The following is an 11,680-nucleotide window of genomic DNA, read 5'->3' as shown; positions in this document are numbered from 1 at the left end:
CACAACCACAAGACCGGCGGACCCGTCATCCGATCACTGACCGCCTACGACCACTGACCACGGAATCAATCATCTAGTGGGGCTGGGCGGGGTCGTGGGTGATCAGGTCTCCGGGCTGGCACTGGAGGACGTCGCAGATCCTGGACAGGGTGGAGAAGCGGATGGCCTTGGCCCGGCCGTTCTTGAGCACGGACAGGTTGACGACGGTGATGCCGACCTGTGCGGACAGTTCGGTGAGCGTCATGCCGCGCTCGGCGAGGACGCGGTCGAGGTGGATCCGGATCGCGTGGATTTCCTCATCGGGCATCAGATGGTCCCTTCGAGGTCCTCTCGCATGCGCACGCCCTCGCGCATGATCTTCCCCATGATGACGGCGGCGAGGCCGGCGAGGATGAGCACCTGCGGCTCGGAGACCGTCGGTCCGGACATCTCCATGGGCACCATGCTGGCGGCGAGCCAGGATTGCGACCAGCCTACGACGAGGCCCGCGAGCGGTGTGCCCAGGGTGACGAACCAGCCGAGGACGGTGAGCCGTCGCGCCATCTTGTCGGTGAAGGGCCCTTGGGACACGACGGCATCGAGCAGCCGGGAGAAGAGCAGCAGGGCGAGGGAGGCGAACAGCAGCCAGGGCAGTTGGCCCCCGAGGTCGGCGGCGCGCTGCGCGGCCGAGGGGTCGTTCTGGCAGAGCCGCGCGGCGCTGCTGGAGGCGTCCACGCCCTGGCCGACCGGCAGGCCGCCCTCCAGGGTGGCGTTGGCCCAGAAGCCGGTTTGTACGCAGACCGCTCCGTCGTCGGTCAGGTGTGAGACGGCCGTGCCGATGAAGGTGAGCCCCCAGAGCATCGCCAGCCCAAAGGTCAGGGTGGCCAGGATTTTCGTGAATCGCGTGTTCACCGCGTTCCCCCCTATCGTTTTTCGATATGCCGGAGACTAGCGGGCCATATCGATAATCGACAAGTGGGGTGAGGGTCGAAGAGGTCGGAGAGGTCAGAGAGGGAGGAGCGCCGTGACCAGCCAGCCGCCTTCCGGGGCGGGGCCGGCGGTGAGGGAGCCGCCGAGGGCTTCGGCGCGTTCGGCCATGCCGACGAGGCCGTAGCCGCCGCCGCGGGCGTTCTCGGAGAGTTTCGCGGGGCGGCCGCCGTCGTCGGCGATCCGGACCTCCAGGCCCGCCGGGACGGTGCGCAGGCCGACCCGGACTGCGGTGGCGGTGGCGGCGTGTTTGCCGATGTTGGTGAGGGCTTCGAGGACGATGCGGTGGGCGGTGGCGGCGACGTCGGCGGGGAGCCGGGCCTCCAGGCCCTCCTCCACATAGAGGACGACGGGCGGGCCGGTGGCGGCGAACCGTTCCGTCAGCTCGCGGATCTCCCGGAGGCCGGCGACGGGGGCCGTGCCGGCGGAGCCGCCTGCCTTGCCGGTGCCCTTGCCGGCTGTCTTGCCGGCTGTCTTGCCGGTGCCCTTGCCCGTCTCCGGGTCGGTGTCCGCGGCGCCCTCGCGGAGGATCTTGACCAGGCGGCGCATGGAGCCGAGCGCCTCGTCCCCGGCGGTCTCGATGCGGCCGAAGATCTCGCCGGCGCGTTCGGCGGAGACCTTGGTGTAGCGGGCGGCCCTCGCCTCGACGACGATCCCCGTCACGTGGTGGGCGACGAGGTCGTGCAGCTCGCGCGCCAGCTCCAGGCGCTCGGCGCTGCGTACGGCGCGCAGTTCGCGGACGCGCTGTACGGACTGCAGGCGCAGGAGCAGGGAGTACGCGGTGACGACGACGGCGAGCACGGAGAAGAGCAGCGTGAAGCGGCCCGGGTCCGCGTCGCGGACGGGCACCGACATGCAGCCGAGGGCGAGGAGGGGTCCGAGGACGGCGGCGGTGCGGGCGGGGGCGCGGAGCAGGACCTGGGTGAGCAGGACGAGCAGGGCGATGGCTTCGCCGCCGCCCCAGACGACGAGGGGGTGGTTGCCGAAGATCAGGGAGAGGGTGACGGTCCAGGTGACGGCGGCGGCGAACCAGGCGCGGACGAGGAGCGGGATGCCCGGCCAGGGCGCGGCGCTGAGGCAGACGAGGATGCCGGACACCCAGACGGCGGCGTGCGGGGTGCTGGGCTGGCGGGCGAGGACGACGCCCTCGAAGGTGACGAGGGCGAGGAGGGTGACGGAGAGGATGATGCGGATCCAGTCCGCGGCGTAGGGGTGGCGGCGGGCCCATGGCCCCAGGGGGCTCATGCCGCGCCCCTGGGCCTGTGGGCGGCTCGGCCGGTGGTACGGGGCTCCTCGCGGGTGGCTCCGCCGGTGGTACGGGACTCCCCGCGGGTGGCTCCGCCGGTGGTACGGGACTCCCCGCGGGTGGCTCCGCCGGTGGTACGGGGCTCAGCGCGGGTGGCTCCGCCCGGGGGCCGGGCGGCTCCGCCGGGGGTGTGGGGGCTTTGGCGCAGCTGGGGGCGGTGGTTCGCCGGGGCGCTGCCCGTGCCCGTACCCGTGGTGGCCGGTGTCGTCGGGGACGGCGTGCGCCGGCTTCCTGGGGCGCCGCCCCAGACCCCGCGCCTCAAACGCCGGCGGGGCTGATTTTGCCCGGCGGTGCGTGAACGCTGACGGGGCTGATTCTCGCGGGCTGCGCCCGAACGGCGAAGGGGTTGATTCTGCCCGGCGCCCAGCGAAGGGCGCCGAGGCCGATCCTGCCCCCCGGCACCCGAACACCGACACAGCAGCTTCCGCCCCCCGGCACCCGAACACCCACGCGGCGGGGTCTGGCCCCCGGTACGCGAACACCGGCACGACGGGTTCCGCCCCCCGGCACCCGGACGTCGGCACGGCTGGGGCTGCCCCGCGGCGGTTGGGGGGTGGTCGGGGGCGGTCGGGTGGGGGTGGGTCACGCCGGGGTGCCTGCCAGGCCGCTTTCCCAGGCCCAGGCGGCGATTTCCACGCGGTTGCGGGCGTCCAGTTTGGCCTGGACGTTGGCCAGGTGGGTCTTGACCGTGGAGAGGGAGACGAAGAGCTCCCCCGCGATCTCGGCGTTGGTCAGCCCGCGCGCGAGACAGCGTACGACCTCGCGCTCCCGGTCCGTCAGGGGCTCCGCCGGGCGGCGGGCGGCCGCGGCGGCGGCCGGGGTGCGGTGGGCCATTTCGCGCAGCAACCGTACGGTGATGGCGGGTGAGACGAGAGAGTCCCCGACGGCTGCCGCCCGCACCGCTTCAACCAGCATGGCCGGGCTCGCGTCTTTGAGGAGGAAGCCGGACGCTCCGCCCCGGAGCGCCGCGTGGACGTACTCGTCGAGGTCGAAGGTGGTGACGATGACGATGCGGGGGGTTTCGCGGCCCGAGAGCCGGCGGGTGACTTCGAGCCCGTCGAGCTTGGGCATGCGGATGTCGAGGAGTAGGACGTCGGGCCGGTGTTCGGCGACGGCCGCGAGGGCAGCTTCGCCGTCGACGACGTCGGCGACCACCTCGATGTCCGGCTGGCTTTCGAGGATCATCCGGAAGCCGGTCCTGACCATCTCCTGGTCGTCCGCGATGATCACTCTGATCGTCATGCGCCGCCTGCCCCACTGTCGCCCGTTGCCTGTGCCGTCCCGGCTTCCCCGGCATTCCCACCCGGTGGGATCTCTCCATGGGACCTGCGGGCGCCTCGGCCCGCAACCGCACAGCAGACCGCCGGGAGCATGCCGCAAGGCCGGAACGGCGTCGTTCCGGCCTCACGGTACTGCGGTCGACCTTACGGACATGTGGGGCATTGCGCCTCGTTCTTCCGGCCCCTGTCAGATGGGCCGGGAGGAGGAGGGCAACAGGGAGGAGGGGAACTGGGAGGACGGCAGCAGGAGCGGGGAGCCGTCAGAGCGTGGCGGCCGCGCTCTTGATCGCTGCGGCGAAGGTGGAGACCTCCGTGTAGACGCCGGGGTAGTCGGGGCGGGCGCAGCCTTCGCCCCAGCTGACTATGCCGACCTGGATCCAGGCGTTGGTGTTGTCCCGGCGGAACATGGGGCCGCCGGAGTCGCCCTGGCAGGTGTCGATGCCGCCCGCGTCGAATCCGGCGCAGATCTCCTCGGCGGGCACGAGGGAGCTGCCGTAGGAGGCCTGGCAGGAGGCGTCGGAGACGAAGGGGACGGTGGCCTTGCGCAGGTAGCGCTGCTGGCCTCCGCCTTCCCGGGTGGCGCCCCAGCCGGCGACGGTGAAGGTGCCGTTGTCGTAGGCCTTGGTCTCGGCGATCTTGAGGGTGGGCAGGTTGATGGGCTGCGCGAGCTTGATCAGCGCCCAGTCCTTGCCCGTGCCGTTGTAGCCGGGGGCCTGGAGGACCTTGGTGGACTTGACCTTGATGGCGCTGGAGCTGCGCAGGTCGACGACTCCGGCGGTGGCGGTGATGGTGGTGTTGTTGCCGGAGCCGTTCACGCAGTGGGCGGCGGTGAGGACGATCTGCTGGGTGTAGAGGGCGCCGCCGCAGCCCATGGAGAGCCGGACCATGAAGGGGAACTCACCCTGGGCGGCGGGCGTTCCGCCTACGACGGGCGCCGTGCCGGCGGTGGCGGTGCCGGGCTGGAGGCTGACGGCCGCGAGGGCCACCGCTCCGACGGCGAGGGCGCGCTTGAGGGTGGTGACGAGGCTGGACACAGTCGACACACTGCCTTTCGTGGGGGGTTGGGCCGTGCGCGTCACCGCATGACGGGTGGGACAGACCGCATGGGTGACGGGGACATGACACACCGCTCGCACCGGGCCCATCAAGAACGCGTTTTCGGACAACTTCCGGCCGGAGGTGCCCCATGACGCACAACGGTCGGCGCAGCAGCCCGATCGAGCACGGATTTCCTCACCTGGAGACGGTCCGCGCGGCCGTCACCGCGCTGTTCCGGCGGCTGTCCGCCGACGGGATCCGCGCCTACGACACCGCCTTCGCCCCCGCCGACGCGGCCTTCCCCGCCTCCGAGGACCTGTACCTCGGCGCCCACCGGGTGGCTTCCGCGATGGTCCGCGCGCTGCGGCTGCCCGACGCGCGCCTGATCGTGGGTTTCCGGGCGATGGAGGAGGCGGCGACCGTGGAACTGGCCGCCGGGCCCGAGTACTTCGTCGAGGTCAACGACCGCTTCCGCGTCCACCGCCGCGACCTGGCGGCCGCCCTCGCCCACGAAGTCACGCACGTACTGCTGCACCGCCTGGACCTGCGCTTCCCCACGACCCTCGGCAACGAGATCCTCACCGACACCGCCGCCGCCTGCCTGGGCACCGGCTGGCTGCTGCTCGACGCCTACCGGGAGGACGAGCTCACCCACCAGAAGCTCGGCTACCTCACCCCGGAGGAGTTCGGCTACGTCCTCGCCAAGCGCGGCCGGTTCCTCGGCGGCGAGGACCTCTCCGCGTGGTTCACCAGTCCGCAGGCCTACGAGGCGTACGTGCGCGGCCGCGCCCTGGCCGACCGGGACCTGCGCCGGGCCCCCCTCGCGGCCGCGGGCCGCCGGGAGCGGCTCCGGTACGCGGCGGCCCGCCGGACCGGGGCCGCCCCGCCCGGGGCCGCGTACGGCTTCGAGGAGGACCCGGGCGGGCTGCGGGTGAGCTTCCCGTGCCCGGTGTGCGGCCAGCGGCTGCGGCTGCCGGCGGGCCGCGGTCCGGTGCGGGCCCGCTGCGGACTGTGCCGCGCGGTGCTGGACTGCGACACCTAGGCCGGCGCGTGACGGAGGTTCACCGCGCGGCCATGAAAAGTTACTTACCAGCCAGTAGACATGAGGACGGACGATCTCCAGCCTGGTCACGTACATGCCAACACGTGATCGAGGAGCGTCCCCCATGCGCAGCACCCGTACCACTGCCGCCGCAGTGGCCGTAGCCGCAGCCGTACTGGCCCTGGTTCCGGCCACCGCCGCCCAGGCGGCCCCCGTCAGTCCGCCGTCACGGCCGTCACCGCTTCCGCCCCCGGCGGCAACGTGGCGATCCTCGGCATCGACAGCGCCACCTGGCAGCACGACCTCGCCGCCGTGATCGACGCGGCCCGCCCCGGTCGGCAACAACCGGAGCGACCTCGTCAGCGGCCACGCTGAGCGGACCGCCAAGCTGCCGGACTACGACGGCAAGCTCTCCTAAGACTTGATCCGTTGCTCCTGTGGGGATGACGGATTGCAGCCGGGGCGGTTCCTGGGCTGTCCGGCGTGGTCGCCCGAGGGCGGCTCATCCGGGGTCGCTCAGGGCGCTGGTCCGGCATTCGGGGAGCAGAGGCACGGCTCAAACATCGTGCTGCCGCGCGATCCGTACCGGCAAGCCGGGGACAGACACAATGCGGTTGACTCCCACAGGGCGTCCTATCGCCCTATCCCTTACGGGACTTGGCGATCGTACCGGATATCACGGAATGCCCGTTAGCCCAGCGAGGCGGCGATCGCGTTGACGGCGGCCCAGCTGAAGGCCATCGCGGGGCCGATCGTCGCGCCCGGTCCGGGGTAGGTCTCCCCCATCACCGCCGCCGAGCAGTTGCCGGAGGCGTAGAGCCCCGGGATCGGTGTGGAGTCCTCGCGGAGCACCCGGCCGTCGGTGTCCGTGACGAGGCCGCCCTTGGTGCCGATGTCCCCCGGGTGCACGGGGACCGCGTAGAAGGGGCCCTTCTCGATCGGCGCCAGGTTCGGGTTGGGCAGCGTCGGGTCGCCGTAGTAGCGGTCGTAGACGCTCTCGCCGCGCCCGTAGTCCTTGTCGGTGCCCACCTCGGCGAAGGAGTTGAAGCGGCTGATCGCGGCGGGCAGGGCGGGGGCGGAGATCTGCCGGGCCAGTTCCTCCACGGTGTCGGCCTTCTTCAGGAAGCCGCTCTCCAGCCACTTCTTGGGGAAGGGCTGCCCGGGGAAGAGGCCGGCGAAGATGTACCGGGCCTTGGAGCGGGCGTCCAGGATCAGCCAGGACGGCACGGTCCTGGCGTCGGGCCGGTCGGCGGCGTACATCCGGTCCACGAACGCGTGGTATGGCAGGGCCTCGTTGGCGTAGCGCTCCCCCGCCTCGTTGACGATGACCATGCCGGGGATGCCCCGGTCGGCGACGAGGAAGAAGGGCTTCTCCCCCGGCGGGCACACCGACGGCGCGCCCCAGACCTTGTCCAGCAGGTCGGTGGCGGCCCCCAGCTCCTCACCGAGCGTGAGGGCATCGCCGGTCTGGCCCTCCGAGGCGTGCGTCCAGGCCGTGGACGTGGGCGCGGGCAGGTGCTTCTCGCGCAGTGCCTGGTCGTGCGAGAACCCGCCCGAGGCCAGTACCACCCCGCCCCGCGCCGCTACGGTCACTTCGCGCCCGGCGCGCAGGACCCGTACGCCCGTCACCCGGCCGGCCGGGTCCGTGACCAGGCCGGTCAGGGGCGCCGACAGCCACAGTTCGCCGCCGAGCGCGTCCAGGGAGAGCCGCATGCGGGCGATGAGCGCCTCGCCGAGGGAGAGCAGCTTGCGGCGGGTGGCCAGGGCCTTGACCGCGCGCAGGCCCACCTTGACGGAGGTCTTCTTGCCCGCCCAGGTGCGGCTGACCATGTTCAGGAAGCGGAAGTCGTACGAGGTCATGGTCAGCCCGTACGTGGGCAGTCCGGCCCGGCGCATGGAGGCGCCGAGCTCGCCGAGCCGCTTGAAGTCGACGATGCACGGCTCGATGGAGCGGCCCTGCGCCATGCCGCCCTGCTCCTCGGGGAAGTAGTCCGAGTAGCCGGGGGTGTACATGAAGCGGATCTCGGTGCGGTCGTGGAACTCCCTGACCATGCGCGGCCCGTGGCTGAGGTACGCGTCCTTGCGCGCGGCCGGGACCCGGTCGCCGACGGTGGCGTCGAGGTAGGCGCGGGCCTTCTCCCGGGTGTCGGCGAGGCCGGCGCGGTCGAGGTGGAAGTTGCCCGGGACCCAGATCGCGCCGCCGGACAGGGCGGTGGAACCGCCGTAGGTGTCGGTCTTCTCCACGACGAGGACGCTCAGGCCCCGGAGCCGGGCGGTGACGGCGGCGGCGAATCCGGCGGCGCCGGAGCCGACGACCACCACGTCGTAGGCGTGTTCGGTGAGGTGCTCGGTGGCGGGCTCGGTGGCGGGCTCGGTGGTCATCCGAAGGCTCCCGTGGCGTAGGCGCTGCGGTAGTAGAGGAGGGGTGATCCGCCGTCGCTGGCGCTCAGTTCGAGGACCCGGGCGGTGACGAGGTAGTGGTCGCCCGCCTCGTGGACCTCTTCGAGGGCGCAGTCGACGGTGGCGAGGGCGCCGGTGACGCGGACGGCTCGGTGGGCGGAGAGTTCCCAGTCGACGCCCGCGAACTTGTCCTCGCCGCGGCGGCCGAGTGCCTCGCAGACGGCGCGCTGGTCCTCGGCGAGGATGCTGACGCCGAAGCGGCCGGCGGCCCGCACCTTGGGCCAGCTGGAGGAGCCCTTGCCCACGCAGAGCAGGACCAGCGGCGGGTCGAGGGAGAGGGAGGCGAAGGACTGGCAGGCCAGCCCGGCCGGGCGGCCGTCGTCCGCGACGGCCGCGACGACGGTGATGCCGGAGGCGAAGGCGCCGAGGACCTCGCGGAACAGGGCGGGGTCGACCGGGACTGCGGGGTCGACCGGGGTTCCGGAGGCCGGGATTCCGGAGGCGACCGGGACTGCCGGGTCGACCGCGCCCGCGGCGGGGCCGGTCAGCCGTTCCATTGGTGGCCCCAGAAGCTGTCCGCGGTGATCTCCTTCGCGGTCCAGGTGGCGGGGTCGACGAGCAGGCCGTCCCAGCCGTACTCGACCTGGAAGCCGCCGGGGGCCTGGGCGTAGAAGGAGACCATGTGGTCGTTGGAGTGCCGGCCGAGGGTGGAGGCGATGGGGATGCCCGCCCGGTTCATGCGGTCGAGGCAGTAGCCGACGTCGTCGAGGGTCTCCAGCTCGACCATGAAGTGGACGATGCCGGGCGGCAGCGCGCCGGGGTAGAGCCCGAGGCTGTGGTGGCGGCGGTTGGGGCTGAGGAAGTGCATCCAGTAGAAGTCCTGGCCGGGCTTGCCGGTGGGGACGGCGACCGGGGGCAGCCGCATCGAGTCGCGCAGCTGGAAGCCGAGGAGGTTCTCGTAGAAGTCGAGGGTGGCCTCGGTGTCGGCGGCGGGCAGGACGACGTGGCCGAGGCCGAGGCCGCCCTCGCGGCCGCCGGTGACGAACCGGTTGCCGTAGCGGGCTGCGAGCGGGGTGTGGTCCTGGGCCTGGCCCCAGTAGATCTCCAGGGGATTGCCACTGGGGTCCTCGCAGTGGATCAGGCCCTGGACGCGGCGGTCGGCGAGGGTCTCGGCGTCGCCCTGCTTGACGGGGTGGCCGGCGGCCTCCAGTGCGGCGGCGGCGTCTTCGAGGGCGCGGGCGTTCGCGACTTCGAAGCCGGCGGCGAGCAGCCGGTCCTGGGTGCCGGCGACGAACTGGAAGCGGTGCGTGCGGTCGTCGATGCGGATGTTGAGGCGGGTGTCCGTGGTGCCTGCGGCTTCGGCCATGCCGAGGATGTCGAGGACGTAGGTGCGCCAGGCGGCGAGGTCGGCGGTCTCGATGCGGAGGTAGCCGAGTGCGCGGATGTCCATGCGGGAACTCCCCGGTGGGATCGGTGCTGGGATCAGCTGTGGGATCAGCTGTGGGATCAGCGGTGGGATCAGCTGTGGGGTCAGCTGTGGGTCAGTGGAGGAAGAAGTCGGTGGCGAGGCGGTTGAACTCGTCGGCGGCCTCGGTCTGCGCCCAGTGCCCGCAGTGCGGGAAGACGTGCAGGCGGGCGTCGGGGATGGTCTTCAGCGCGAGGAAGGCGCCGTCGACCGGGTTGACGCGGTCCTCGCGGCCCCAGGTCAGCAGGACGGGGCGGCTGATGCGGTGCGCTTCGCGCCAGAGCATGGCGGCCTCGGGCCACTTGGCGAAGGAGGCGCCCATGCGGGCGTTGCCGAGCCTGGCTTCGGGGTCGGTGGCCTGGGCGTAGCGCTCCTCGACGAGGGCGTCGGTGACGATCGCCGGGTCGTGGGCGAGGGTGGTGAGGAAGGTCCGCATCTGCTCGCGGGTGGGCTCCGGGGCGAGGCTGAACTCGAAGAGCCGCTTGATGCCTTCGGTGGGGTCGGCGGAGAAGAGGTTGAGCGAGATCCCGCCGGGGCCCATGAGCAGGAGCTTGCCGACGCGTTCGGGGTGGTCCAGGACGAGCCGGGTGGCGGTGCCTCCGCCGAGGGAGTTGCCGATGAAGTGCGCCCGCTCGATGCCGAGTTCGTCCATGAGGGCGAGCACGGCGTTCGCGCTGAAGCCGAAGTAGTCGCGGTCGGGTTCCGGCTTGTCGGAGCGGCCGTAGCAGGGCTGGTCGACGAGCAGGGTGCGGAAGCGCTCGGCGAAGTGGGGCAGGTTGCCGCCGAAGTTGGACCAGCCGGAGGCGCCGGGCCCGCCGCCGTGCAGCATGATCACGACGGGCCCGTCCTGGGGGCCCGCCTCGTGGTAGTGCAGGGCCATCCCGCCGGCCTTGGCGGTGCGGGAGGTGTTCTCGTACGTGAATCCCTGCGCGCTCACAGCATGGTGTCCTGGATGTCGAGGCCGAGTGCGCCCTGCCCGAACAGGACCAGGGCCCGCTCCGGGTCGTTGGCGGCGTGGCCGCGCCCGGTGTGGACGTCGCGCCAGGCGCGCTGCACGGGGTTGGGGCCGGTGCGCATGGCGCTGCCGCCCGCGTTCTCCATGAGGAGGTCGACGGCGGCGACGCAGCGCTCGGTGGCGAGGACCTGGTCGCGGCGGGCCCGGGTGCGCAGCGGCGTGGGGAGTTCCTCGCCGCGTTCGGCGAGGGAGTAGAGCTCGGAGATGTTGCGCTGGAGCTGGAGCCAGGAGGCGTCGATGTCGCTGGCGGCGCGGGCGATGCGGACCTGCGCGAAGGGGTCCTCGGCGACCTGCTGGCCGTAGGAGATGCGGAAGCGTTCGCGGGTCGCGGCGACGTAGTCCTCGTAGGCGCCTTCGGCGATGCCGACGATGGGGGTGGAGATGGTGGTGGTGAAGACGGAGGCGTAGGGGAGCCGGTAGAGCGGCTCGGGGTTGAGGCGGTGGCCGGGTACCTGGAGGGCGGTGACGGGGCCGAAGCTGAGGGCGCGGTGTTCGGGGACGAACACGTCCTCGACGACGATGTCGTTGGAGCCGGAGCCGCGCAGGCCGACGGTGTCCCAGACCTCGTCGATGCGGTACTGGGAGCGCGGGATCAGGAAGGTCCGCATGTCGACGGGGCGGCCTTCGGCGTCGGTGACCAGACCGCCGAGCAGGGCCCAGTCGGCGTGGTCGCAGCCGGAGGAGAAGTGCCAGCGGCCGCTGAGGGTGAAGCCTCCGTCGACCGGGGTGACCTTGCCGGTGGGGGCGTAGGAGGAGCAGATCCGCGTGTCGCGGTCCTGGCCCCAGACCTCTTCCTGGGCGCGGGGGTCGTAGAGGGCGACGTGCCAGGGGTGGACGCCGACGACGGAGGCGACCCAGCCGGTGGAGCCGCAGGCCTTGGCGATGTCCTTGACGGCGGCGTAGAAGACGGCGGGGTCGGCGGCGTACCCGCCGTGGGCCTTGGGCTGGAGCAGCCGGAAGAAGCCGGTGGCGGCGAGTTCCTTGATGCTCGCCTCGGGGACTTTGCGCAGGCTTTCGGCCTCTGCGCCGCGCTCGCGGAGGGCGGGGGCGAGGGCGCGGACCGCTGCGAGGACCTCTTCGTCACTCATGGTGTCCCCTTCTCAGATCAAGGATCTTCGGGTGTTCGGGATCGATGGCGAGGAACGTACGCCGGGTGGTGCGGGGTGCG

11 protein-coding genes and 2 pseudogenes are annotated in these 11,680 nt (G+C 72.1%); 3 read left to right on the top strand and 10 right to left on the bottom strand.

Translation table 11 applies throughout. The annotated features are described in order from the left end of the window. Positions 1–73: 73 nt before the first annotated feature. From MTF69_RS03125 to MTF69_RS03105, 5 genes are all read right to left on the bottom strand, one after another. Entirely contained in the window at positions 74–307 is a 234-nt protein-coding gene (locus MTF69_RS03125) for a helix-turn-helix transcriptional regulator (RefSeq protein ID WP_243330388.1), read from the bottom strand. After that, on the bottom strand, positions 307–891 hold the full coding sequence (locus tag MTF69_RS03120) for a DUF2975 domain-containing protein (RefSeq protein ID WP_243330386.1): 585 nt from the start codon (positions 889–891) through the stop codon (positions 307–309). Before MTF69_RS03120 ends, MTF69_RS03125 begins: the two co-directional genes overlap by 1 nt. A gap of 93 nt (positions 892–984) precedes the next feature. Then, positions 985–2,211 carry a sensor histidine kinase gene (locus MTF69_RS03115; RefSeq protein ID WP_243330385.1) on the bottom strand — a complete coding sequence of 409 codons (1,227 nt, stop codon included), beginning with the start codon at positions 2,209–2,211 and terminating at the stop codon, positions 985–987. A 643-nt stretch (positions 2,212–2,854) separates the two neighbouring features. Continuing rightward, positions 2,855–3,514, bottom strand: a complete 660-nt coding sequence (locus MTF69_RS03110) for a response regulator transcription factor (RefSeq protein WP_243330384.1) — start codon at positions 3,512–3,514, stop codon at positions 2,855–2,857. Positions 3,515–3,812: 298 nt separating this feature from the next. Beyond that, positions 3,813–4,595: a serine protease gene (locus MTF69_RS03105; RefSeq protein ID WP_374321990.1), complete on the bottom strand. Its 783-nt coding sequence runs from the start codon at positions 4,593–4,595 to the stop codon at positions 3,813–3,815. A 143-nt stretch (positions 4,596–4,738) separates the two neighbouring features. Between MTF69_RS03105 and MTF69_RS03100 the strand changes: the two genes are divergently transcribed. Further along, the gene (locus MTF69_RS03100; RefSeq protein ID WP_243330382.1) at positions 4,739–5,632 is read left to right on the top strand and encodes a hypothetical protein; all 894 of its coding nucleotides are present in this window, start codon (positions 4,739–4,741) and stop codon (positions 5,630–5,632) included. A 328-nt stretch (positions 5,633–5,960) separates the two neighbouring features. Further along, positions 5,961–6,050, top strand: a pseudogene (locus tag MTF69_RS03095) (hydrolase); the annotation flags it as partial. A 272-nt stretch (positions 6,051–6,322) separates the two neighbouring features. On the opposite strand, the gene MTF69_RS03090 reads toward MTF69_RS03095, so the two are convergent. From MTF69_RS03090 to MTF69_RS03080, 3 genes are read right to left on the bottom strand one after another with little or no spacing between them, the layout of a single operon-like run. Continuing rightward, positions 6,323–8,014, bottom strand: a complete 1,692-nt coding sequence (locus MTF69_RS03090) for an FAD-dependent oxidoreductase (protein WP_243330380.1) — start codon at positions 8,012–8,014, stop codon at positions 6,323–6,325. Then, on the bottom strand, positions 8,011–8,589 hold the full coding sequence (locus tag MTF69_RS03085) for a flavin reductase family protein (protein WP_243330378.1): 579 nt from the start codon (positions 8,587–8,589) through the stop codon (positions 8,011–8,013). Before MTF69_RS03085 ends, MTF69_RS03090 begins: the two co-directional genes overlap by 4 nt. Then, positions 8,577–9,482, bottom strand: coding sequence for a VOC family protein (locus tag MTF69_RS03080; protein WP_243330377.1), 906 nt, complete (start codon positions 9,480–9,482; stop codon positions 8,577–8,579). Before MTF69_RS03080 ends, MTF69_RS03085 begins: the two co-directional genes overlap by 13 nt. On the opposite strand from MTF69_RS03080, the pseudogene MTF69_RS43650 reads away from it, so the two are divergent. Then, positions 9,467–9,562, top strand: a pseudogene (locus MTF69_RS43650) (hypothetical protein); the annotation flags it as partial. The gene MTF69_RS03080 and the pseudogene MTF69_RS43650 overlap by 16 nt on opposite strands. Positions 9,563–9,573: 11 nt before the next feature. Here the strand turns inward: MTF69_RS43650 and hsaD are convergent. Next, a complete protein-coding gene (hsaD, locus tag MTF69_RS03075; RefSeq protein ID WP_243330375.1) occupies positions 9,574–10,434 on the bottom strand; it encodes a 4,5:9,10-diseco-3-hydroxy-5,9,17-trioxoandrosta-1(10),2-diene-4-oate hydrolase in 861 nt (286 codons plus the stop codon). Continuing rightward, complete coding sequence (gene hsaA / locus MTF69_RS03070; protein ID WP_243330372.1) at positions 10,431–11,600, bottom strand: 3-hydroxy-9,10-secoandrosta-1,3,5(10)-triene-9,17-dione monooxygenase oxygenase subunit; 1,170 nt, start codon at positions 11,598–11,600, stop codon at positions 10,431–10,433. Before hsaA ends, hsaD begins: the two co-directional genes overlap by 4 nt. Between the last annotated feature and the right edge of the window lie 80 nt (positions 11,601–11,680).

It is taken from the genome of Streptomyces sp. AP-93, from assembly GCF_022808175.1.
GTDB lineage: Bacteria > Actinomycetota > Actinomycetes > Streptomycetales > Streptomycetaceae > Streptomyces.
This window is presented reverse-complemented; position numbering and strand designations above follow the sequence as displayed.